Origin of the sequence: Micromonospora sp. NPDC000663 (assembly GCF_042898105.1) — a bacterium.
Classification (GTDB): domain Bacteria; phylum Actinomycetota; class Actinomycetes; order Mycobacteriales; family Micromonosporaceae; genus Micromonospora.
The window spans coordinates 1,593,027-1,616,664 of the sequence record NZ_JBIAYR010000001.1 but is presented as its reverse complement, the minus strand read 5'-3'; the positions used below and the strand labels follow the sequence as shown (position 1 = coordinate 1,616,664).

Here is a 23,638-nt window from a genome sequence, read left to right as displayed (position 1 = left end):
CGGAAACCCCACCGCCGTTGCGGCGCTTCTCAGGCGTGGCCGAGGGTGGCGACGAGCTGGGCCCGGCCGGCGGGCGCTTCGGCGGACGACACACGACGGCGACCAGCTTTCGCACCGCAGGCGCCGGTCGTGCACCTCGGGTGGGGTGCTTGACCGCGCGCGAACGGATCTCGCGCAGTAGGTTGGCGGGGTGACTGGACGGTTCCCGATCGAAGACGTCTCCCCCGTCGTCTCCTGCGGGCGATACCCGGCCAAGGCGGTGGTCGACGAACCGGTTCCGGTGTCGGCGCGCGCCTACCGGGAGGGGCACGACGCGCTGGGCTGCAACGTGGTGTGGAGCGGCCCAGACGGCGAGACCCGGCCGTTCACCCGGATGCGTCCCGGCGAGCCCGGCCAGGACCGCTGGCACGCCACCATCGCGCCGGACGCGGTCGGCGAGTGGACCTTCGCCGTCGAGGCGTTCCAGGACCCGTACCTGACCTGGCAGAACGCGGTGACCAAGAAGATCGCCGCCGGGCAGGGGCCGGCCGAGCTGGCCAACGACCTGGCCGAGGGCACCCGTGTGCTCGCCGCCGCCCGGGACCTCGTTCCGGCGACCGACAGGCCCCGGGTCGCCGACGCCCTCACCGCGCTCGCGGACACCGACCTGACCCTGCCGCAGCGCGTCGGTCCGGCGCTGGCCCTTGCCGACCTGCTCTGGCAACACCCGGTGCGGGAGCTGGTGACCGCCGGTGACACGTACTCGATCTGGGTCGACCGCAAGCGGGCGCTCTTCTCCGCCTGGTACGAGTTCTTCCCGCGCTCCGAAGGAGCGGCGGGCGGTCGGTCCGGCACCTTCGCGACCGCCACGCGGCGGCTGCCGGGTGTGGCCGCGATGGGCTTCGACGTGCTCTACCTGCCGCCGATTCACCCGATCGGCCGGGTCAACCGCAAGGGCCGCAACAACGCGCTCACCGCCGGACCGGACGACGTGGGCTCGCCGTGGGCGATCGGCGCCGCCGAGGGCGGCCACGACACGATCCACCCCGACCTGGGTACGCCCGCGGACTTCCGGGCCTTCATCGAGGCGGCGGCGGCGCAGGGCCTGGAGGTGGCCATGGACCTGGCGTTGCAGTGCGCGCCGGACCACCCGTGGGTCACCGAGCACCCGGAGTGGTTCACCACCCGGGCCGACGGCAGCATCGCGTACGCGGAGAATCCGCCGAAGAAGTACCAGGACATCTACCCGGTCAACTTCGACAACGACCCCGAGGGCATCCGGGCAGAGGTGCTGCGGGTGGTGCTGCACTGGGTCGGCGAGGGCATCCGGATCTTCCGGGTGGACAACCCGCACACCAAGCCGTTCGACTTCTGGCACTGGCTGATCGCCGAGGTGAAGACCGTCGACCCGGACGTGCTGTTCCTGGCCGAGGCGTTCACCAGGCCCGCGATCATGCACGGGCTGGGCAAGATCGGCTTCACGCAGTCGTACACCTATTTCACCTGGCGCACGACGGCCGCGCAGATGCGGGAGTACTGCGAGGAGCTGGTCGCGTCGGCCGATCACATGCGGCCGAACTTCTGGCCGAACACGCCAGACATCCTGCACGAGTCGTTGCAGCACGGCGGCCCGCCGATGTTCAAGATCCGGGCGGTGCTCGCCGCGCTGCTCTCCCCCTCCTGGGGCCTGTACGCGGGCTACGAGCTGTTCGAGCACGTGGCCCGGCCGGGTGCCGAGGAGTACCTGGACAACGAGAAGTACGAGCTGCGCCCCCGGGACTGGGCCGCCGCCGAGGCGCAGGGCCGCTCGCTGGCGCCGTTCCTGACCACCCTCAACCGGGTACGCCGCGACAACCCGGCGTTGCACCAGCTCCGCAACCTGCGGTTCCACGAGATCGACAACCCGGCGCTGCTGTGCTGGTCCAAGCACGACCCGCAGACCGGCAACACGGTAATCGTGGTCTGCTCGTTCGACTCGCGCGAGGTGCAGTGGGGCAACACGACACTCGACATGCCGGCGCTGGGCTTCGACTGGCACGAACGCTTCACCGTGTACGACGAGCTGACCGGCACCAGCTACGACTGGGGTCAACGCAACGCGGTACGGCTCGACCCGTACCTGCAACCGGCGCACGTGCTGACCGTGCGCCGTCCGGCCCCGCCGACGGTGCCGCAGCCGGCGGGCGCCGAGCCGGCGGACCTCACCGTCGCCGACGTGCCGGATGACCTCTCCGGCGGCACCGCACCGACGACCCCGGTGCCCACTCCGCCCCGCCGGTCGGGCCCCGTTCCGACCCCTCCGCGCGGGTCGACCGCCCGCAGGCCCGCCCCGGCACCGACCGATGCCGCACCGAAGGACGACCGATGGACCAGCTGATCTCCGGCGCGACACACGACCCGCACGCCGTGCTCGGCGCGCACCCCGCCGACGGGTCCACGACGATCCGCACGATGCGCCGGGGCGCCGGCGACGTGGTGCTGCTCGTCGGCGACGAGCGGCACCCGATGAAGCGGGTGCACGACGTGGGCGTCTTCGAGACCCAGGTCGAGGGCACCGTGCTCGACTACCGGGTGGAGGTCGACGGCAACGCGCACGACGACCCGTACCGTTACCCGCCGACCCTCGGCGAGCTGGACCTGCACCTGATCGGCGAGGGCCGGCACGAGCGGCTGTGGGACGCGTTGGGCGCGCGGGTCTTCGACGAGGGTGTGGCGTTCAGCGTGTGGGCGCCGAACGCCGGCGGGGTGGGGGTGGTCGGGGACTTCACCGGCTGGGGGCCGGACGACGGCTGGCCGATGCGCTCGCTCGGCTCCAGCGGCGTGTGGGAGCTGTTCGTGCCCAACGCCCGCGTCGGCGCCCGGTACAAGTACCGGGTGCTCGGCGCCGACGGGCAGTGGCGGGACAAGGCCGACCCCCTGGCCGCGTACGCGGAGGTGCCGCCGGCCACCGCGTCGGTGGTGCACCACTCGACGTACCGCTGGAACGACGAGGACTGGCTGGCCCGGCGGGCCGGGCGGCAGCCGCACCAGGAACCGATGAGCGTCTACGAGGTGCACCTCGGTTCGTGGCGACCCGGGCTGAGCTACCGCGAGCTGGCCGACCAGCTCACCGCGTACGTCACCGAGCTGGGCTTCACGCACGTGGAGTTCCTGCCCGTGATGGAGCACCCGTTCGGCGGTTCCTGGGGCTACCAGGTGACCGGCTACTACGCGCCGACGTCCCGGTTCGGCGACCCGGACGACTTCCGCTACCTGGTCGACCGGCTGCACGCCGCGGGCATCGGGGTGATCCTCGACTGGGTGCCCGCGCACTTTCCCAAGGACGAGTGGGCTCTCGGACGCTTCGACGGCACCCCGCTCTACGAGCACCCCGACCCGCGCCGCGGCGAGCACCCCGACTGGGGCACGTACGTCTTCGACTTCGGCCGCAACGAGGTCCGCAACTTCCTGGTCGCCAACGCGCTCTACTGGTGCGACCAGTTCCACGTCGACGGGCTACGTGTCGACGCGGTCGCCTCGATGCTCTACCTCGACTACTCCCGCGAGCACGGGCAGTGGGCTCCCAACCAGTACGGCGGCCGGGAGAACCTGGAGGCCATCGCGCTCATGCAGGAGGTGAACGCGACGGTCTACAAGCACCACGCCGGCGTGGTGATGATCGCCGAGGAGTCCACCGCCTGGCCGGGCGTCACCCGCCCCACCGCCGACGGCGGGCTGGGCTTCGGCTTCAAGTGGAACATGGGCTGGATGCACGACACCCTGCTCTACACCTCGAAGGACCCGATCTACCGCCAGCACCACCACCATCAGCTCACGTTCTCCCTGGCGTACGCCTGGAGCGAGAACTACGTGCTGCCGATCAGCCACGACGAGGTCGTGCACGGCAAGGGCTCCCTGGCCGGCAAGATGCCCGGCGACACCTGGCAGCGACTCGCGAACGTCCGGGCGCTGCTCGCGTACATGTGGGCGCACCCCGGCAAGCAACTGCTCTTCATGGGCTCCGAACTGGCCGACGACCGCGAGTGGAGCGAGGAACGCGGCCTCGACTGGTACCTGCTGCACGACCCGGCCCGCGCCGGCGTGCAACGGCTCGTCGGCGACCTGAACCGGGTCTACCGGGACACCCCGGCGCTCTGGGCACAGGACACCGAGCCCGCCGGGTTCCGCTGGATCGCCGGCGACGACGTCGCCAACAACACCGTGTCGTTCGTCCGGATCGCCCCCGACGGCTCGACCCTGGTGTGCGTGGCGAACTTCTCCGCCCAGCCGCTGCACGACTACCGGATCGGCCTGCCGGCCGGCGGGACGTGGGCCGAGGTCCTCAACACCGACGCCCACCACTACGGCGGCTCCGGGGTGGGCAACATGGGCGAGGTACGCGCCGAGGACGTCCCGTGGCACGGGATGGTCGCCTCCGCCGCCCTTCAGGTCCCCCCACTCGGCGGGGTCTGGCTGCGCAGGGGATGACCGTCCGCCCGTCCGGGGGCGCCGAGGCGCACCCCGGACGGGTCCGGCTCAGAGCCTGGTGATCCGGACGGCGTCGGCGACGACGTACCCCTGCGTGCTGGTCCAGCGGCTGACCCCGACGACCTGGCGCGTCCCCGCGGCGAGGTCGTAGGTGCCCAGCACCCGCCACTGACCGCCGCCGCTGCGCTGGTCGACGGAGGCCGTCACGGTCCCGTTCACCGTTGCCACCAGGTACGGCGTGGCGCTGTTGTAGCCGGGGTCCGCCGGGTACCACACCTCGACCCGGTACGAGCCGGCGGCGGGCAGCGTCGCCGTGAACCAGGCCGGGTCGCTGACCGCCTGCGGCTCGGCGAACCGGTAGTTCGTGCCGTACCGCGTGGTGAGGTACGACGACGTGCCCCAGGTGGCGGCGGCGGTGAAGCCACCGGCGGTGGTGTTGTCCACGATCACGCTGAACGTGCCGCCGGTGCCGGCGACGACCCGCGCGTTGCTGGCCGGGCTCTCGTGGTGCAGCCGGTCCTGGGCGGTCACCAGGTACCGGTAGGTCGAGCCCGTCGCGGCGGTGGTGTCGGTGAACGTCCCGGTGCTGCCGGACGCGCGTACCGTGCCGAGCAGGTTGCGGGCGTCGGCCAGGTCGCAGGGGTCGACGGCGCCGTCGCCGGGCAGTCGGTACACGGCGTACGAGGCAGTGCTTCCGGTGCCGCCGCGCCAGGTCACTGTCACACCGCCGGTGCCGCGTACCGCCGAGGTGAGGTTCGGCGCGGCGGGCGCCGCGCCGCCGACGCCGGCCGGCGCGAGCGCGGGCCTGCGGTAGTGGTCGGTCGCCACCCGCGACACGGCACCGATGCGGTCGGCGCGGACGTCCTTGGCGCTGAAGTGGATGTCGCCGAGGATCCGGGGGTAGGTGCGGTTGAGCGTGAGGTGGTCGGTCAGCTCCGCCGGGTCCTGCCACGCGGCGTCCTGCCCGGACGCACCGGCGCGGTAGGTGGCCTGACCGACGAGCAGCTGCACGTTGGTGCCGGCAACGGTCTCCGACCACCAGCGGACCAGCTCCGCGTAGTCGGCCGCGGGGTGGCCGATCTGCCAGTAGATCTGCGGAGCGATGTAGTCGATCCAGCCCTGCTTCACCCAGCGTCGGGTGTCGGCGTAGATGGCGTCGTACGACTGGAGGCCCGTGGTGCGCGAGCCGAGCGGGTCGGTGCCGGCGTTGCGCCAGATGCCGAACGGGCTCACGCCGAGCTTCACCCACGGCTTCGCCGCACGGATCCTGGCACTCATCTCCTGCACCAACAGGTTGACGTTGTCGCGCCGCCAGTCGGCGATGGTGGTGAAGCCGGCGCCGTACTGGGCGTACGTGGCCTGGTCGGGAAAGCCACCACCGCTACCCGGGTACGGGTAGAAGTAGTCGTCCCAGTGCACCGCGTCGATGTCGTAGCGGTTGACGGCGTCCATCATCGCGTTCTGCACGAAGGCCCGGACGGCGGGGATGCCCGGGTTGTAGTAGAGCTGGCCGTTGTAGGCGACGGCCCAGCCCGGGTTGGTGCGGGCCGGATGGCTGGCGGCCAGCCTGGTGAGATCGGTGTGGGTGGCGACCCGGTACGGGTTGAACCAGGCGTGGAATTCCAGGTCGCGGGCGTGCGCCTCGGCCACCATGAAGGCCAGCGGGTCGTAGCCGGGGTTGCCGCCCTGGGTTCCGGTGAGCCACTGCGACCACGGCTCGTACGTCGACGGCCAGAACGCGTCGGCGGCGGGGCGGATCTGCACGACGACGGCGTTCATCCGACGCTGCTTGGCCAGGTCGAGCCAACCCCGGTACTCGGCCTGCTGGGCGGCGGCGGTGAGCCCGGTGCGGCTGGGCCAGTCGATGTTGGCCACGCTGGCGATCCACATGCCCCGGAACTGCCGTTTCGGGGTGGCCGGGTCGGTCACGCAGGCCGCCTGGGCGGCCACCGGCACGGTGTCCGGCGGGGAGGAGGCGGGGGCTGCTGCGCCGAGCATCAGCGCCGCTACCAGCGCCAGTCCCGGAAAATATCGATAACAGTCTCTGGACATGAAGGGATTTTCAACGTTGCCCGAGTGTTGTGCAAGTAACCTTCAGAGCCGGCGGCGGCGGAGGCTCAGACCAGGTCGGCGTCGCGCAGCAGCTGCCACAGGCCGGCGCCGTCCGGCGCGGACAGCCACTTCTGCCCCACCGGCCCCGACGACGCCCGGCCGGCCGGGGCGGGCAGGCTACCGGCCAGCACCGACTGCGTCGGGGAGAGCCGGCGGATGGCCACACCCGCGACGTTCTCCGGGTGGGCGGCGGCGAACTCCCGGTAGATCTCCTGGTCGTGCTGGCCGTCGTCGCCGACCAGCAGCCACCGCACGTGGGGGAACTCCCTGGCCAGCCGGGCCAGGGTGACCCGCTTGTGCTCCCGGCCGCTGCGGAACCAGCGGTCGGCGGTCGGCCCCCAGTCGGTGAGCAGCAGCGGCCCGGCCGGGTAGAGGTGCCGGGACAGGAACCGGGTGAGCGTCGGCGCGACGTTCCACGCGCCTGTGGAGAGGTAGAAGACAGGCGAGCCGGGGTGCGCGGTGACCAGCCGCTCGTACAGCACCGCCATGCCGGGCACGGCGTTGCGGGCGTGCTCGTCGAGCACGAACGTGTTCCAGGCGGCGAGCAGCGGCCGGGGCAGCGCGGTCACCATCACCGTGTCGTCGATGTCGGAGAGGATGCCGAATGTGACGTTGGGGTCGAGGATGCGTACCGGCGCGTCGACCGGATCGGCGTCCGGGACGCTGAGCCGGACCGTGCCCCACCCGGGCGGCAGGTCGGCCTCGACGAGCGTGTCGACGAAGCCGCTGCGGTCGGCCTGCGCCTCGTGCCGCACGCCACCGGCCTCGATGGTCACCGTGACGTGCTTCGCCGGAAGGGTGGTGAAGCTGCGCCAGCCGCGCACCTTGTCCAGACGGCCCCGCTGCCGGGTGTCCGGACGGCCCAGCAGCACCCGGCACATCACCCGCACCCAACCCGGGGAGCCGTAGCCGGTGTACGCGATGATGTTGACCCGCCAGCCGGTGCGGCGCAGGCGGCGCTCCACGAGCTGGTGAACGGCGTCCTCGATCCGCGCTGCGCGGTGCAGGCTAGGAACGGCCAGCTGGCCGGCGGGAGTGGGTGGCACGCGACAACCCTGCCACACGATCACACCCACGGCCACGTGAGCGGACCCCGACTGCGCGGAAGCTCCCCGGCCCGCCCGTCGGCCGTGAAACACTCCGGTCGGGACGACGACGGGGGCGTTGGTCGTGTCGCATCCAGAACAGCACCGTGGGCGGTGGCGCCCACGACCCGACCGGCCGGCGCTCGTGGCGCTGCTGCTCGGGCTCGTCGGCGTCGTCTACCGGCTGGTCCTGACGCTGTACACAGTGCCGGTGTCGAACAGCGACGAGGCCACCTTCGGCCTCGCGGCGCTGCACATCGGGCAGGGCCGGGAACGGCCTGTCTTCCTGTACGGCCAGCACTACATGGGAATGCTGGAGTCGTACCTGGCGGCGCCCCTCGTGGCGCTTGCCGGGCCGAGCTGGCCGGTGCTGCGGCTGCCGATGCTCGCGCTGTACGCGGTGTTCCTGTATCTGATCCACAGGTTGACCCGCCGGATCTGCACGCCCTGGTTCGCCACGTTCGTCGTCGGTCTGCTCGCGCTCGGGGGCGAACGGGTGGTGCGCGACCAGCTCACAGTCGTCGGCGGACGGCCCGAGGTGAAGCCCGCGGTGCTGCTGATGCTGCTGATCACCGTGGGGCTGGCGGCCGGCACCGTGCGCCGCCGGCGGCTCGCCGTGGCGTTGTTCGGGCTGCTCGTCGGCTTGGCCGCCTGGTCGGACTGGCTGATCCTGCCGTACCTCGCGGTGGCCGGGCTGGCCCTGGTGTGGGCGCTGCGGCGGGAGATTCTCGGCTGGTCCGGCCTGCTGCTGGTGGCCGGCGTCGTGGTCGGGATCGCACCGATGATCCTCGACAACCTACGTGCCGGCCCCGGCGAGGACTCGCTGACGGTGTTCCGGGAGGTCAGCACCAAGGCGGGACCGCAACCGCCGTGGTCCGAGCGGATCTCCGGCGGCCTGCTGGAGGGGGTGCCGCTGGCGCACGGGCTCTGCCCGGTGGACGGCTGCGGGCGCTGGCAGCAGTGGTTCGGCATGATCTACCCGCTGCTGCTGGTGGCCGGCGCGGCGCTCGCCGTGCTCGCGTACCGTCGGGCGGCCGCGACGCCGCGCGGGCAGCGGGTCGCGCCTGTCGTGCAGCTCGCGCTTGTCGCGGGCGCCGCGTTGACCCTGCTGTCGTACGTGCGCAGCCCACTCGCCGCGACCAGCCCGCTGGACAACGCCCGCTACCTGTCGGTGCTGCAACTGTCGCTGCCGGCGGTGCTGTGGCCGCTGTGGGTGGTGGCGGTGACCTGCTGGCGGGGCACGGCGAGCGTGCTCGGGCGGCTCGCCGGCGTGCTGGCCACCGCCGTGCTGGTCGCGCTGACCGCCACCACGCTGGTGACCACCGTGCTGTTCGTGACGACCGGGACCGCCGCGTCGCGGACCGAGGAGCGCGCCGCCCGGGAGCTGGCCGCCGCGCTGCGCGCCGACGGACCGCACGAGGTGTACGGGGACTACTGGACCTGCAACCGGCTGATCTTCAACACCGACGAGACGGTGATCTGCGGGGTGCTCGACGGCGACCTGTCCCCCGGGCAGAACCGCTACCTGGCGTACTGGCGGCAGGTCGGCCGCGCCGAACGACCCGGCTACGTCGTGGAGATCGACTCGCCGATGGACCGGCGGCTGCGCCGGCTGCTCGCCGACCGGAACGACGCCACACCGGTACGTGAGGTCGGCGGCTATCGCGTGTACCACCCCGACACACCGGTGCGGCCCTGGCGGTAACGGCGGGTCGTACGCTGGCCGGGCCGCCGCCGTCGCACCGTCGAGGAGTCCCATGCTCATCCTGCTGCCGCCCTCGGAGGGCAAGGCCGACGCCGGCACCGGACGACGGTTCAGCCCCGACCGGGTCTCGCTGCCGGAGTTGAACCCCGCCCGGGAACGGGTGCTCGACGCGCTGGTGACGCTCTGCGCCGGGACGGACGAGGAGGCGGCTCGGGTCGCGCTCGGGCTCAGCGAGGGCCAACGCGACGAGCTGCGCCGCAACGCCCGGCTGCGCGTGGCGGCCACCGCGCCCGCCGAGCGGCTCTACACCGGGGTCCTGTACGAGGCGCTGGGGCTGGCCTCGTTGCCGGCCCCGGCACAGCGGGCGGCCCGCCGGTCGATCCTGATCAGCTCGGGGCTGTGGGGGGCGGTACGCCTGGCCGACCGGATCCCGCCGTACCGCTGCCCGATCGGCGCACGCCTGCCCGGCGTGGGGGCGCTGTCCGCGTACTGGCGCGGGGAGCTGGCGGCGGCACTGGACGGCGCGGCCGGTCGCGGCCCGGTGCTGGACCTGCGCTCCGGCGCGTACGCGGCCACCTGGACGCCGCGCGGGGAGCTGGCCGAGCGGACGGTCACCGTGCGGGTGCTGCACGAGCGGGAGGTCGACGGGGCGCCGGTCCGCTCGGTGGTGAGCCACTTCAACAAGGCCACCAAGGGCCGGCTGGTCCGCGACCTGCTGCTCGCCGGCGCCCGCCCGCGTACCGCCGCGCAGCTCGTCGGCACGCTTCGCGAGCTGAAGCACACGGTCGAGGAGCAGACCACCGCGCCCGGCCGGGTACGACAGGTGGATCTGGTCGTCACCGACCTCTGACGTCGGATACCCGCAAGATTTCCTCAAGGCTGGGCGCGAGGCATTCCGCAACGGCGTCACAGGGGCCACGGTAGGGGAACCCAGACTCCGACAAGGGAGCCTTCGTTGACCTCGGAACCTGCCCTGCTCGACGCACTGCGCGCACCCGCGACGCCGCCCCCGCTGGACTGGATGACCCTCGGCGACGCGTTCGAGGCCGCCTGCCTGCTGCGGTGCACGCCGCCGCCGACAGCCGCCCGGCCGGGCACCCCGTACGCGCCAGGCGTGGAGTTCAACCGGGAGGACGCCGCGCAGCGGATGCGCCAACTGCTCGGCCGGCTGGACATCCCGGTGACCCACGAGACCGCCGTCGGTGGTCTGCGCCGCCGCTACGAACTGCACAGGCTCTGGGTGCCGCGCGAGCACCACGGCGCGTACACCCGGTTGTTGGACGCCGGCTGGCGGCAGGGGCGTCGGGAACTGCTCGGCGGGCCGGCGCCCGGCGCGTCGCCGGCCCGGCGGCTGTGGGTGTCCCGTCTGGCGGCGGCGGCCTGGCGGTCGGCGCTGCTGGCCGGTGGACGGCACGTCCGCCGGCACATCCTCGGCGTCCGGATCACCGACCGGGAGCTGGCCGCGGTGCTGATCCGCGCCGCCGCCGTACTCGACGTGCCGGCCCGGCTCCGCCCGGGTACCGGCTGTTTCCTGGTCAGCGTCGCCGACGGCCCCGACCGGGAGCGGATCCTACGCAGCGCGACCCTGGAGCCGGCACGCCGTCAGGTCTGCTGAGTCGACGCCGTTGACGCGCCGGCGGCGCGAACGGGCTTGCGCCCGCGCTGCCGACAGCGCACAGTGCAGCGCGTGAGGCGTACCTCGTCCAGTCGGCCCGGCCACCGCCGCGCGGACCTGGCGGCCCTGTTGACGCTGCTGCTGGCCGTGACCCTGACCGCCGCCGGCTGCCGGGACACCGCGAACGAGCCGCTGCGCATCCGGATCGCCACCGGGAGCCCCACAGCCGTCTACTACGCCTTCGGCCAGTCCCTGGCGACCATCCTCAACCGGGAGATGCCCGACGTGCGGGCGAGCGTGGTGGTCACCGCCGCCTCGGCGGAGAACGTGCGACTTGTCGGCTCCGGCGACGCCGAACTGGGCTTCACCCAGGCCGACGTGCTGCCCAGAGCCTCGGCGAAGGACTCGCCCGTCGACGCCGTCGCCCGGGTGTACGACGACCAGCTGCACCTGGTCACCACGGGTGGCGGGCCCGTGCGTACGGTCGCCGACCTGCGGGGCCGGCGGGTGTCCGTCGGTGCCCCCGGATCGGGCACCGAGATCACCGCGACGCGGCTGCTGGAGGTGGCGCGGCTCGGCGGCGACCAGGTGCGCCGCCAGCGGCTCGGCCTGGACGACTCGGTGGCGGCCCTGCGGGCCGGGCAGATCGACGCGTTCTTCTTCTCCGGCGGGCTGCCGGTGCGCGGCATCGAGGAGCTGGCCTGGCGCAGCGCCACCCGGATCGTCGACCTGAGCGCGCTGACCGAGCCGCTGCGCTCCCGCTACGGGCCGGTCTACGTCTCCCGGGACATTCCCCGCTCGGTGTACGGCATGGACCCGGTGACCACGGTGGCCGACCCGAACTACCTGATCGTGCGGGCCAACCTGCCGGAGCGGGTGGTCCGGGAGGTGACCAGGCTGCTGATGGAGCGCCGGGCCGAGCTGGGCGCGGCTCATCCGGCGGCCGGACGGATGAGCCCCCGCTCGGCGATCGTCACCGCACCGCTGTCGCTGCACCCGGGCGCCGCCCAGTGGTACCGCGCGGCCAAACCCTGAGCACCCGCTACGGGACGGGGCACGCGTCGCTGGCGGTTTCGGTGTCCGCATCCGGCCGGTCGGCGTCGGCCGGGGGCCCCGGGAACCACAGACCGGCGATCAGCCCCCGCGGCTCCCCCGCGCGCATCGTGAGCCGCCCGTCGGACGCGTCCACGAGCACGGCGACGATGGTCAGGCCGAGCCCGGCGCCGTCGACGTTCTGCGCGTCCGGCGCCCGCCAGAACCGCTCGGTGGCCTGGCCGAGCTGACTCTCGGTCATGCCCGGCCCGGAGTCGCGCACCTCCAGGGCCACCCCGTGGTCACGGCGAGCCACGGTCACCGTCACCGTCCCGCCGGGACCGCTGAACTTCACCGCGTTGTCGATCAACGCGTCGAGGGCCTGGTCGACGGCTGTCGGCACGGTGCGGGCGTACGCCGGGGTGTCGCCCGGGGCCAGCCGCAACGTGACCGACCGGTGCCGCGCCAGCGGCGCCCACGCGGCCACCCGGGACGCCGCCACCGCCGCCGCGTCGACGGTGACCCGCTCGTTCTCCTCGCGTTCGGCACGGGCCAGGGTGAGCAACGCGTCGAGCACAAGCGCCAGCCGGTCGGTCTCCTCCAGCGCCAACCGGTGCTCGGAGCGGCCGTCCAAGTCGGTGAGGCTGGGGCCCAGCTCCTCCACCCGCAGCCGCAGCGCCGTCAGCGGGTTACGCAGCTGGTGACTGGCGTGCGCCACGAAGGCGCGCTGCCGGTCCATCACGTCGGAGACCACGTCGGCCATGTGGTTGAAGCTGGCCGCGAGCCGGCGCAGCTCCGGCGGGCCCAGGCGGTGCTGCACCCGGGCGCCACGGTCGCCCTCGGCGATCTCGTGGGTGACCGCGTCCAACTCGGTGACCGGCCGCAGCACCCACCCGGCCAGCCCGAACGCGGTGAGCACGCAGGCCAGCACGGCGAGCAGACCCGCAAGCGCGAGCAGCAACCACCAGGCGGCGACGGCCCGGCGGATCGGGCCGGCCGGGGTCACGATCACCACCGCGCCGAGGACCTCACCACCGTCGCTCACCGGCACGGCCACCACCACCGGGCCCGTCGTCCACGGCCACACCGACTGGGGGGCGCTTGCCTGCTGCCCGGACAGCGCGACGTCCAGGGCCGTGGTGGTCGCGGTCGGCTGCCACCGAGGCGAGGCGACAAGGGTCCCCCGGTCCCGGTCGACGACTGCCGCGCCTATCGCGTACAACTCGTCGTAGCTGCGCAACTCCGACTCGATCGGGTCCGGGCCGCCGCCGCGCAACGTCGGCCCGGCCAGCGAGGCGAACCGGGTGGCGTCGGCCAGCCGGTCGGCGCGTACCCGTTCGGTCTCACCATTGGCCAGGGTGGCGGCCAGCGGGGTCTCCAGGGCGATGAGGACGAGCACCATCAGCAGCAGGTAGCTGATCACCAGTCGGCGACGCACGGCGGCTCCTCAGACCTCGCGCAGCCGGTAGCCGACCCCGCGTACGGTCTCCACCAGGCGGGCGTCGCCCAGCTTGCCGCGCAGCGACCCCACGTGCACCTCGACTGTGTGCCGGTCGGCCCAGGTGGTGCCCCAGGCGTCGAGCAGGATGCGGTCCCGGGGCACCGCCACCCCGGGCTGGCGGGCCAGCGACAGCAGCACGTCGAACTCCTTGCGGGTCAACGTGACAGGCCGGCCGTCGACAGTCACCGTCCGGGCCGTCACGTCGATGCGCACCGACCCGGCCTCGATCAGGTGCCGCTCCGGCGCGGCGTTCGCGGCCCGGCGCAGCACCGCCTCGATCCGGGCCTGCAACTCCACCATCGAGAACGGTTTGACCACGTAGTCGTCGGCGCCCAGGCGCAGTCCGAGCACCCGGTCGCGCTCCTCACCCCGCGCGGTCACCGCGATGATGCCGAGCTGACTGCTGCGTCGGCGCAACGCCCGGCACAGGTCGGTGCCGTCCCCGTCGGGCAGCGTCAGGTCGAGCAGGACCAGGTCGCACGGGGCGGCGGAGAGCGCCGCGGCGACGGTGGCGGCGTGCTCGACCTCGTATCCGCGCCGGCCGAGAGCCGAGGAGAGCGCGGCGGCCACCCGGCGGTCGTCCTCCACCAGCAGGATCCGCACCCGTGCCCCCGTCCCTCGCAGCGCCGTCCTGCGAATGGTGGCAGAAGCGGACGGCGAGCGGGAGGCCCGCCCACCGTGGGCGGACGCTCAGAGGCCGAAGACGTCGTCGGCGACGCTGTCCCGGACACCGTCGGTGAAGCCCCGAAAGCCCGGGTCGTCGTGGCGGGCCGGCACGCTCGTGACGTTCACGCCGCTGGCCTGGGTGACCGCGTCCACCAGGGGCGGAAAGTCGATCTCGGCGTCGTCGAAGGCGTCGTCGTCCGCCTCGGCCAGATTGATCACCTGCTGCACGTCGTCGGACGGGGTGTCCGGATCCGCGGCCCACTCCCCGCCGGCCCGGTAGCACTCGTCGTACAGCGCCCGCTGGCTGTCGGTCCAGTCGTCGTCGTAGCTCTCCATCGCCATCCCCTCCGCGGCCGTTGCACCTGAGCATGCCGGGCCGCGCCCGGCGTCGGCGGCGGTACGGCCGAAACGCGTACCCGCCGACGTAGGCTGCGGAGGTGATCTACAAGCTGCTGCCGACGGTCGAGTGGGACGACGCCCGGGCGGCCGGGCACCTGGCCGGCTCGGCGGTGGACCGGCAGGACGGTTTCATCCACCTGTCCGCCGCCGAGCAGGTGGTGGAGACGGCCCGTCGGCACTTCGCCGGCGCCACCGGGCTGACCCTGCTGAGCGTGCGCGAGGACCGGTTGGGTGACGCGCTGCGGTGGGAACCGTCGCGCGGCGAGCAGCTCTTTCCGCACCTGTACGGTCCCCTGCCGGTCACCGCCGTGGTGGACGCGCGGGCGCTGCCGGTGGACGTCCCGGTCGCCGAGGCAGTCGCCGCGCTCCTGAACTGACGCGACCGCGCCCGGTCCGACGGCGTCGGGCCGGGCACGGGATCGCAGGGTCAGCGGCAGAGGCGGGCGATCTCCTCCTGGAACCGGTCCATCGGGTTCTCCTCGGCGGGGCCGAGCAGGTAGGTCTTCAACTCCCGGCGCGCCTCGGTCATCGGGTCGTCACCGGCCCGGGTCACCGACACGATCTTCTCCAGCTCACCGCAGTCCTTCGAGAGCAGGTACGCGGCCCGCGTGGTGGGGAACTCCCTGCGGAACTCGTCCTCCGGGAGGCCTGCCGGGTTGGCCACCACGTACGGACGCTGGCTCTGCACGAAGTCGGAGACCACACTGGACACGTCGCTGACCAGCAGGTCGGTCTGGTTGAAGCAGTCGAACAACGCAGGCGTGCGGCCCGTGATGACCAGGTGCGCGGTGCCGTCCAGAGAGGACGCGTTCGGGTTGCCGCCGGCGGCACGGATCGCGCCGACGATCCGCTCGTGCACGCTCCGGGCCGCCGTCGACCGCGACCCGGTGAGCGGGTGCGGCTTGTAGATCAGACGCACCCGAGGGTTCGTGGCCAGCAGCCCCTTGACGATCCGCTCACCCATCAGCACGAGCGAGGTGTGGTACGGGTCGTCGTCGAGCCAGCCCTCCCAGGTGGGCGCGTACAGCACCGTGAACGGCCGGTCCACCGACTCGGCGCCGAACGTGTGCACACCGGCGAGCTGCGGCCGGCCGATCTCGACGATGTCCGAGTCGAGCACACCCACACCGGCGCGGGCGTACCGCTCCCGGCCGGCCAGTCCGGCGACCCAGACCTCGTCGTACACCTTGCTGTAGGGGTTGACGCTTGCCTGCTTGTCGCTGTCACCGTGCCCGACGAAGACGTGCTTCGTGGTGGGCTCGCGCAGCATGTGGATGTTCGCGCCGACGTTCGCGGCGTAGAGCGCCGCGCGGATGCTGCCGAGTTCCAGGTTCATGAAGTCCACCCCGGCCGGTACGCAGATCACCGGCAGCCGGGTGTCGGCCAACTCCAGGAACGCGTCGCGGCTGCGCATCAGCACCACCGCGCGCTGCTGGAGCGCCTCGGTGGGAGCGAGCCACATGTTCGCCTGGTAGACGTCCTTCGCCGGACCGGCGAAGTAGAGCGCCACCTCGGGCCGGTAGGTGTCCAGCCACCGCTGCACGGCGGGCAGCAGCGGACCCGGACCCGAGCCCCGACCGCGCAGCCAGGTCAGCGCGATGATCGCGCCCACCACGCCGGTCGCCGCCACGGCCACCGCCGCGGCGACGAAGAACGGGGCCACGTCGTGCTGCACCGCGGCGGCCACCGCCGCCGGCACCAGCAGCAGGTTGAGCAGGGGCATCCGCTCGCCGGCCACGGCCGCGGCCCAGGCCGGCGGCTGGGGGGCCGAGCGCAGCGGACCCAGTTCGATGTTGCGCACCATGGCGGAGAGCGGGTTACGACGCTCGATCATGGTGGTCAGGGCGCCGGCGAAGACCGACACGACCCACACGACTGCCGGCAGGGCGAGCAGCCAGGACAGCTCATGGCCGTTGAGGGACACCTCGGCGGCGACCAGCAGCACGGCGGCGAGATCCCGGGTCAACTGCCGGTACGAGAAGTGCAGACCGACCTTCTCCAGCAGCAGCTGCGACGGTGGCGACCAGCGGGCCACGACGAACTCACCGACCACCGCGACCAGCCCGGCGACGGCGAACAGAGCGATCCAACCGAAGGTGCCGGCGACGAGCATGACCAGGTAGGACAGCACCAGCAGCGCGCTGCGGGCGGCGACGCCGAGGCGTCCCGATAACGTGCCGAACAAAGGTACAGCTCCCTACGAGAGTGGTGACCGTCTGGGCGCGTGGCCCTGGATGGCGACGCCGGATGGGGACGGCCTGCGTACGACGCGGGCGCCACGCGGCGATGCGGAGGTCGCAGCCTCGCGCGCCACCGACGGGTCGGCCCCGCCACCGCGCACGCCACGTCCCATGTCCGAACTCCTGAAGTGCAGTGTGCCACGCGCGGACCCGCCCGAAACCGCGCCTAGGGCCGTCCGCGCGTGACTGCGACCTTAACGCCGTGGAACACCGAGGGATCACCCGGGTATCGGACCGCAATCCGGGCACCTGACGGGTTCCGCTGCTGTGCGGCGGGTCACAACCGGGCACCGACACGCCACGGCCCGGACGCGACGAGGCGTCCGGGCCGTGGTGTCGGCGTGTCCCGGCAGGTCAGCCGCCGGGGGTCGGGGACGCGGTGGTGCGATAGCAGTTCATCGCGCCGGGTGGGTTGCGCGACGCGATGAGCTCCAGACCCAGGTACGGCGCGGCGTCGGCGACGAGGGTGTTGGACTTCCAGACACAGACCGTGCTGACCCCCACCCGACGCATCGCGCCGTCCGCCTCGTAGATCGAGACGGTCCGGTCGGCGTCGGCCAGTCTCGCCAGCAGCAGCCGGTCCCGGGAGAACTGCGTGTCGATCCCGTAGTCGGTGAGGTAGAGGTCGCGGGGAAGCACCACCCGGACCTCGGTCGTGACCTCCGGGAGTGACCGCATGACCGACGACGGCGCGAGCACCAGGCCCGGCGGGCGGTTGTCCAGCCTCTTGATCCAGAAGGAGGACGCCTTGCGGGCCACCGGCATCCGCCAGGTCGGCTCGGTCTGGACCATGTCGTCTTTCCACATGGGCTTGCCCTGGGTGTAGAAGATGCACACCAGCACGGCGGGGAGCGCGAAGGCCAGGACGCGGTTGACCCGGGCCAGTTGGGGCAGCCGGGGCAGCCGGACGACGGCCAGCATGCCGACGAGCGCCGGCACCGGCAGGATCCACGGCACGCGCCAGAGCACCGCCCGCAGACCGCTGAGGTCACCGGCGACCTTGAGGATCCCGGGGATCAGCAGGACCGTCACCGCGAGCACGGCGCCGGCGGCGAGCTGCCGGGGCGCACCCGCGCGCAGCACCAGGGGCGACCACCACACGGCGAGCCCGGCGATGACGCCGAGGATGCCGAGCCACAGGGTCAGCTCGTAGATGGTCCGCAGCGGCAGCAGCGGCGCGTACGTGGCGACCGTCGTCTCGATCCCGCCGCGCAGGACCTGCACGAGCGCACCGGACAGCACCGGGTAGAGCGACACGGCCGCGAAGCACAGGACGGCGTCGCGCAGCCGCCTGGTGGCCAGCAGCGCGGCACCCGCCGCGGCGCCGATCAGGGGAAGGAGCATCACGGCCGTGGTGGTGTAGCCGACGCTCGCCACGGAGAGCAGGGTGAGCAGGATCAGCGAACGCCGGGAACGGCGCTCCAGGTAGTCGGTGAAGTACACCCAGGCCAGTGGGATGAGCGCGTGCACGAAGACGCTCTTGCCCTGGGTCAGCCGGGGCAGGTGGTACGTGTTCAAGGAGTCGGCGAAGTACGCCACGAGCAGAATGTAGGCCGCCGCCACGCCGAACGCGACGAGCGGACGCCGCGGCGCCCACCGCTGCACGAGCCGCCACAGCGCGAAGATGGCGAAGACGGCGAGCACCGGCAGCAGCAGGTACCACGTCGCGGACGCGGCGTGCACGTGCAGGACGCGCGCCATCGCCCCGATGAAGACCTCGAAGGACGGCAGGGGCGGGTTCGCCGAGCCGGCCGGCAGGACGCCCTCGGTGAACAGGAAGTCCCGGAACGGGATCTCGTCCCGCTCGGCCACCCAGACGGACTTGCCGACGTAGAAGACGTCGTCGAGGGAGACCCGGCCGATGAGCGTGGCGAAGTAGGCGGCGGCCAGCGAGACGACGAGGACCACCCAGCCCTGCGCCGGGGTGGTGCCCCGGCTTGCCGGAGCGGCACCGGCGTCGACCGCTGCGGCGCGGCGGGACACGGCCAGCCACGCCGAGATGACCGAGACCAGGCCGAGCCCGATCGCCAGCCACCAGGTCACCGTGCCCGTGCCGAGGGAGGCGAACAGCGCCGCGCCGAGCGCGGAGCCGAGGGGCAGGGCGTACCGGCGCAGCAGCGCCGTCCGGTCGACTGGCGGCTCGGCGGGCGCGCTCGCCGGCTCGTCGTCGGCGGGCCGGACGACCTCGTCCCGCTGCCGGAGCTTCCAGGTCACGTACGCCACGACCGGCAGCAGGACCACCCAGCCGATGAAGACGACCGAGGGACGCAGGTCGAGACCGAGGTTGAGGTGGTAGAGCAGCGTCCAGAGGGCGAAGCCGAGCACCGCCGCGTCGGTGAACAGGACGGGTGCGGCTGCCACACCGGCGTTGAGTCGACCGATCAGACCCCGGCCGCGCCCGGACCGGCTGGTGCCCGCCGCTGCGGGGCCCGCGGTCGGGGCGGTCTCTCGGTCGGCTGGCGCTGGCGCCACAACAGCGTCTTCGACTTTCGTCACGGGTCGTCCTTGTCGTCCGGCGGCGAGTGTGGGGGCGAAAAGTGGATGTGGTCTCGGTGACAGCCCGATGTCAAGGGGGCAGCCTAGCGGAGGCAGACGGGGAATCCGGGCCCACCGTTTGGAGGGTGTCGTAAGGCCGGTCAGCCGGCCATCGGAGCTGCCCGGGGGTGCGGCACGGCACCTGCCACGCCGAGCCCGGCGACCACCGACTCGACGAGCCGCTCCAGGTAACTGTCGGTGAGCGGGAGCCGGGCGATGGCGAGCCGCCAGTAGAGCGGGCCGACGATGAGGTCGATCGCGGCGTCCGGGTCGGTGTCGGCGGGCAGCTCTCCCCGCTGCACGGCCCGGCCGACCAGACGACCGCCGATGTCCTGCTGGCGGGCCTGCAGCACCTGACGCAGGGTCGCGTCGATGCTGGGGTTGCGGGCGGCCTCGGCCAGCAGGTCGGGGATGATCTGCGAGGCCAGCGGGTGGCGCAGCGCGTGCGCCACGGCCTGGAACAGCAGCGTGAGGTCGCCGCGCAGGGTGCCGGTGTCAAGCGCCGGGAGCTTGCCGTGTGCCGCCGCCGCGACGATCTCCACGACCAGGTCGAGCTTGGAGCTCCACCGGCGGTAGATCGCCGTCTTGCTGACGCCTGCCCGGCGGGCGACCGCCTCGATGGAGAGCCGGCCGTAGCCGACCGCGGCGAGCTCCTGCATCAGCGCGCGCCGGATGGCCGTGGTGATCTCTCCACGGAGCACCGCCGCACCGGCCGGAGCACGCCTCTTCTCGGACGTCACCAGAGACTCTTCTCGCAGGTCACGACGGCCAGCGTAGCGCAACGACGATACGGTTGCGTCCCGACGTGTTTCGGACTACTGTCCACGCAGCGACGAGGCGGCGCCCCGCGCACAACTCCCACTAGGATCCCATCGTCGCGAGCAACCCCGTCTGCACGAAAGATCGGAGCGCCATATCCATGGCCACCACCGCGCTGGTCGACCCCGACACGGGCCTGACCCAGGCGCAGCTGGCCGCTCGGCACGGGCTACGGGTCGCCGGTGAGCGACCGAGCCTCGTCGAGTACAGCCGCCGACTGTGGGCCTACCGGCATTTCATCGCCGCGTACGCCAACGCCAAGCTGGTCGCCTCGTACAGCAACGCCAAGCTGGGCCAGCTCTGGCAGGTGCTCACACCGCTGACCAACGCGGCGGTCTACTACCTGATCTTCGGGGTGGTGCTGGCTCAGAACAGCATTCCGAACTTCATCGCCTACCTGACCACCGGGCTGTTCATCTTCAACTTCACCCAGAGCGCGGTGCTGGCGGGCACCCAGTCGATCAGCAGCAACCTGGGGCTGATCCGGGCGTTGCACTTCCCCCGGGCCAGCCTGCCGCTGTCCACCACGATCACCCAGTTCCAGCAGTTGCTGGCGTCGATGGTGGTGCTGATCGGCATCGTGCTGGTCACCGGCGAGCCGATCACGCTGAAGTGGTTGCTGCTGGTGCCGGCCCTGCTGCTGCAGGCGGTGTTCAACGCCGGCGTGGTGCTGCTGGTTGCCCGGCTGGGCTCCAAGTCCAGCGACCTGAAGCAGGTCATGCCGTTCGTCATGCGAACCTGGATGTACGGCTCCGGTGTCCTGTACAGCGTCAGCCTCTTCGAGCGGCTGCCCGCCTGGGCGACGACGCTCGTGCAGTACAACCCGCTGCTTGTCTACATCGAGCTGGCCCGCTACTCCCTGCTGGAGCAGGCGCCACTGCTCAACGAGTCGCTGACCCGGCTCTGGCTGGTCGCGGCGGGTTGGGCGCTGGTGGCCGGGCTCGGCGGTTTCATCTACTTCTGGCGCGGCGAACAGGAGTACGGCCGTGGTTGAGCACATCGGGGCCTCCACCGAGGCGACCGCGACACTGACCGCCACACAGGAGCGCATCCCGACCGTGGTGGTCGACGACGCGCACATCATCTACCGGGTGCACCAGGGCGCCTCCGGTGGCACCACGCCGGTGGCCGCGCTGCGCCGGCTGGTCAAGCGCACCCACGCGCCGAACGTCCGGGAGGTGCACGCGGTCAAGGGCGTCTCGTTCACCGCGTACCGGGGCGAGGCGATCGGGCTGATCGGCAGCAACGGCTCCGGCAAGTCCACGATCCTGCGGGCCATCGCCGGCCTGCTGCCGGTCAACAGGGGCGCGATCCACACCCAGGGGCAGCCGTCGCTGCTCGGCGTGAACGCGGCACTGCTCAACGACCTGTCGGGCGAGCGCAACGTGGTGCTCGGCTGCCTGGCCATGGGGATGCACCCGGACGACGTGGCCAAGCAGGCCCAGGGGATCATCGACTTCTCCGGGATCAACGACCGGGGCGACTTCGCCAGCCTGCCGATGCGGACGTACTCGTCGGGCATGGCGGCCCGGCTGCGGTTCTCCATCGCCGCCGCGAAGAAGCACGACGTGCTGCTCATCGACGAGGCGCTCGCCACCGGCGACAAGGGCTTCCGCAAGCGCAGTGAGCAGCGGGTACGGGAACTGCGCGAGGGCGCCGGCACGGTGTTCCTGGTCAGCCACCAACTCTCCTCGGTACGCGACACCTGTGAGCGGACGATCTGGCTGGAATCGGGCGTCATCCGGATGGACGGCCCTACCGACGAGGTCATCCGCGAATACGAGGCGTACGCGAACAGCAAGTAGAAGTGCCGGCGAACCTCCGGCATCGACACGACGCCATGGACCGCGTCGCCCGCGTTGGGGTGGCGTGGTCCGCGCGTTAAGGTTCATCCCGTCGCCGCTCGGGCGGAACCTTCCGTTAACGCATTCGACGAGAGTGAGGATCCGGCAATGACGCAGGACCAGACCACTGGCCCGGACGCCGCAACGGAGACCCCGGGACCGTGGCGGCCCTCGCGGACAGTGGCCGTGGTGCTGGCGGGCGGCACCGGGACCCGCCTGGGCCTCGGCATCCCGAAGCAGCTCCTGAAGATCGCCGGTAAGCCGATCATCGAGCACACCCTGGCGGTCTTCGAGGCGGCACCGGAGATCGACGAGATCATCGTGCTGATGGCCGCCGGCCACGTCGAGGACGCCCGGCAGATCGTCGAGAAGGCCGGCCTGCGCAAGGTCACAAAGGTGATCGAGGGTGGCGACACCCGCAACGCGACGACCCGGATCGCCCTGGACGCCGTCGGCCCGGCCGACTGCAACATCCTCTTCCACGACGCGGTACGCCCGCTGCTCAGCGGCCGGATCGTGCGCGAGTGCGTGAACGCGCTCTGGACCTACGACGCAGTGGACGTGGCCATCCCCTCCGCGGACACGATCATCCAGGTCGACGACAACGACTGCATCACCGACATCCCGATGCGTTCCCGCCTGCGCCGTGGTCAGACCCCGCAGGCGTTCCGCTCCCCCACCATCCGCGAGGCGTACCGGATCGCCGAGGGCGACCCGGACTTCGCCGCGACCGACGACTGCGGCGTGGTGCTGCGCTACCTGCCCGGCACCCCGATCAAGGTGATCGACGGTTCCGACGAGAACATCAAGGTCACCCACCCGGTCGACGTGCACCTGGCGGACAAGCTCTTCCAGCTCGCCGCCGCGCAGGCGCCCCGGCTCACCGACCACCGCAGCTACGCCGAGGAGCTGACCGGCCGCACCATAGTGGTGTTCGGCGGCAGCTACGGCATCGGTCACGAGCTGGCCGAGTTGGCCCGCCGCTACGGCGCGCAGGTCTTCCCGTTCAGCCGCTCCACCACCGGCACCCACGTCGAGCGCGCCGAGGACGTCGAGGCCGCGCTGAAGACCGCGTTCGAGGCCACCGGCCGCATCGACCACGTGGTGGTCACCGCCGGGATCCTGGAGAAGGGCGCTCTCGCCGAGATGGACGAGGAGACGATGGACCGGGTGCTCCAGGTCAACTTCGTCGGCCCGGTGACCATCGCGCGGCAGTCCCTTCCGTACCTCCAGCAGACCAAGGGGCAGCTGCTGCTCTACACCTCCAGCTCGTACACCCGGGGGCGGGCCCGCTACGCGCTCTACTCGGCCACGAAGGCCGCCCTGGTCAACCTCACCCAGGCGCTCGCCGACGAGTGGGCCGACGTCGGCGTCCGGGTCAACTGCATCAACCCGGAGCGGACCGCCACTCCGATGCGCACCCGGGCGTTCGGCGAGGAGCCGGAGCACACCCTGCTCGCCGCCGAGGCCGTCGCCCAGTCGTCGCTTGACGTGCTGATCTCCGACCTGACCGGCCAGGTGATCGACGTACGCCGGGCGCCCGGTGACGGGCCGAGCGTGCCGGCGCAGTCCGGACCGGACCGGGCCGAGGCGCCGGCGGCGGCGTCCGCGAACTGACGGCGGCGGCGAGGGCGGAAAG

18 protein-coding genes are annotated in these 23,638 nt (G+C 72.3%); 10 read left to right on the top strand and 8 right to left on the bottom strand.

Translation table 11 applies throughout. The annotated features are described in order from the left end of the window. Window positions 1–190 precede the first annotated feature (190 nt). Window positions 191–2,356 carry a maltotransferase domain-containing protein gene (locus ACFY1S_RS07655; RefSeq protein ID WP_387113821.1) on the top strand — a complete coding sequence of 722 codons (2,166 nt, stop codon included), beginning with the start codon at window positions 191–193 and terminating at the stop codon, window positions 2,354–2,356. Continuing rightward, window positions 2,344–4,446 (top strand): 1,4-alpha-glucan branching protein GlgB, encoded by a 2,103-nt coding sequence (gene glgB, locus ACFY1S_RS07650; RefSeq protein ID WP_387113819.1) that lies wholly within the window; start codon window positions 2,344–2,346, stop codon window positions 4,444–4,446. The genes ACFY1S_RS07655 and glgB overlap by 13 nt, the downstream gene beginning before the upstream one ends. A 48-nt stretch (window positions 4,447–4,494) precedes the next feature. On the opposite strand, the gene ACFY1S_RS07645 is transcribed toward glgB, so the two are convergent. Together ACFY1S_RS07645 and ACFY1S_RS07640 are read right to left on the bottom strand one after the other, a co-directional pair. Then, a complete protein-coding gene (locus ACFY1S_RS07645; protein WP_387113817.1) occupies window positions 4,495–6,498 on the bottom strand; it encodes a family 10 glycosylhydrolase in 2,004 nt (667 codons plus the stop codon). Window positions 6,499–6,563: 65 nt separating this feature from the next. Continuing rightward, on the bottom strand, window positions 6,564–7,604 hold the full coding sequence (locus tag ACFY1S_RS07640; RefSeq protein ID WP_387113815.1) for an App1 family protein: 1,041 nt from the start codon (window positions 7,602–7,604) through the stop codon (window positions 6,564–6,566). Window positions 7,605–7,728: 124 nt separating this feature from the next. Between ACFY1S_RS07640 and ACFY1S_RS07635 the strand changes: the two genes are divergently transcribed. The 4 genes from ACFY1S_RS07635 to ACFY1S_RS07620 all read left to right on the top strand — a co-directional run bounded on the left by ACFY1S_RS07635 (window position 7,729) and on the right by ACFY1S_RS07620 (window position 11,998). Next, the gene (locus tag ACFY1S_RS07635; protein ID WP_387113813.1) at window positions 7,729–9,348 is read left to right on the top strand and encodes an ArnT family glycosyltransferase; all 1,620 of its coding nucleotides are present in this window, start codon (window positions 7,729–7,731) and stop codon (window positions 9,346–9,348) included. 52 nt (window positions 9,349–9,400) lie between these two features. Next, entirely contained in the window at window positions 9,401–10,198 is a 798-nt protein-coding gene (gene yaaA, locus ACFY1S_RS07630) for a peroxide stress protein YaaA (RefSeq protein ID WP_387113811.1), read from the top strand. Between the two features lie 171 nt (window positions 10,199–10,369). Then, window positions 10,370–10,963 carry a hypothetical protein gene (locus ACFY1S_RS07625; RefSeq protein WP_387114373.1) on the top strand — a complete coding sequence of 198 codons (594 nt, stop codon included), beginning with the start codon at window positions 10,370–10,372 and terminating at the stop codon, window positions 10,961–10,963. Between the two features lie 63 nt (window positions 10,964–11,026). Then, window positions 11,027–11,998: a TAXI family TRAP transporter solute-binding subunit gene (locus tag ACFY1S_RS07620; RefSeq protein WP_387113809.1), complete on the top strand. Its 972-nt coding sequence runs from the start codon at window positions 11,027–11,029 to the stop codon at window positions 11,996–11,998. Window positions 11,999–12,005: 7 nt separating this feature from the next. On the opposite strand, the gene ACFY1S_RS07615 is transcribed toward ACFY1S_RS07620, so the two are convergent. The 3 genes from ACFY1S_RS07615 to ACFY1S_RS07605 form a co-directional block, all read right to left on the bottom strand. Next, a complete protein-coding gene (locus ACFY1S_RS07615; RefSeq protein WP_387113807.1) occupies window positions 12,006–13,433 on the bottom strand; it encodes an ATP-binding protein in 1,428 nt (475 codons plus the stop codon). Between the two features lie 9 nt (window positions 13,434–13,442). Then, window positions 13,443–14,099, bottom strand: coding sequence for a response regulator transcription factor (locus ACFY1S_RS07610; protein ID WP_387113805.1), 657 nt, complete (start codon window positions 14,097–14,099; stop codon window positions 13,443–13,445). An 87-nt stretch (window positions 14,100–14,186) separates the two neighbouring features. Further along, window positions 14,187–14,498 carry a hypothetical protein gene (locus tag ACFY1S_RS07605; RefSeq protein ID WP_139583969.1) on the bottom strand — a complete coding sequence of 104 codons (312 nt, stop codon included), beginning with the start codon at window positions 14,496–14,498 and terminating at the stop codon, window positions 14,187–14,189. Between the two features lie 101 nt (window positions 14,499–14,599). On the opposite strand from ACFY1S_RS07605, the gene ACFY1S_RS07600 reads away from it, so the two are divergent. Next, window positions 14,600–14,938 carry a DUF952 domain-containing protein gene (locus ACFY1S_RS07600; protein ID WP_387113803.1) on the top strand — a complete coding sequence of 113 codons (339 nt, stop codon included), beginning with the start codon at window positions 14,600–14,602 and terminating at the stop codon, window positions 14,936–14,938. 50 nt (window positions 14,939–14,988) lie between these two features. On the opposite strand, the gene ACFY1S_RS07595 is transcribed toward ACFY1S_RS07600, so the two are convergent. The 3 genes from ACFY1S_RS07595 to ACFY1S_RS07585 form a co-directional block, all read right to left on the bottom strand. Next, entirely contained in the window at window positions 14,989–16,746 is a 1,758-nt protein-coding gene (locus tag ACFY1S_RS07595; protein WP_387113801.1) for a CDP-glycerol glycerophosphotransferase family protein, read from the bottom strand. A 409-nt stretch (window positions 16,747–17,155) separates the two neighbouring features. Next, complete coding sequence (locus ACFY1S_RS07590) at window positions 17,156–19,297, bottom strand: DUF6077 domain-containing protein (protein WP_387113799.1); 2,142 nt, start codon at window positions 19,295–19,297, stop codon at window positions 17,156–17,158. A gap of 140 nt (window positions 19,298–19,437) precedes the next feature. Beyond that, the gene (locus tag ACFY1S_RS07585) at window positions 19,438–20,037 is read right to left on the bottom strand and encodes a TetR/AcrR family transcriptional regulator (RefSeq protein WP_387114370.1); all 600 of its coding nucleotides are present in this window, start codon (window positions 20,035–20,037) and stop codon (window positions 19,438–19,440) included. A 218-nt stretch (window positions 20,038–20,255) separates the two neighbouring features. On the opposite strand from ACFY1S_RS07585, the gene ACFY1S_RS07580 reads away from it, so the two are divergent. From ACFY1S_RS07580 to ACFY1S_RS07570, 3 genes are all read left to right on the top strand, one after another. Then, the gene (locus tag ACFY1S_RS07580) at window positions 20,256–21,149 is read left to right on the top strand and encodes an ABC transporter permease (RefSeq protein ID WP_364371794.1); all 894 of its coding nucleotides are present in this window, start codon (window positions 20,256–20,258) and stop codon (window positions 21,147–21,149) included. Continuing rightward, entirely contained in the window at window positions 21,142–21,960 is an 819-nt protein-coding gene (locus tag ACFY1S_RS07575) for an ABC transporter ATP-binding protein (protein ID WP_364371797.1), read from the top strand. Before ACFY1S_RS07580 ends, ACFY1S_RS07575 begins: the two co-directional genes overlap by 8 nt. A 147-nt stretch (window positions 21,961–22,107) precedes the next feature. Beyond that, on the top strand, window positions 22,108–23,616 hold the full coding sequence (locus ACFY1S_RS07570; protein WP_387113796.1) for a D-ribitol-5-phosphate cytidylyltransferase: 1,509 nt from the start codon (window positions 22,108–22,110) through the stop codon (window positions 23,614–23,616). Window positions 23,617–23,638: the final 22 nt, after the last annotated feature.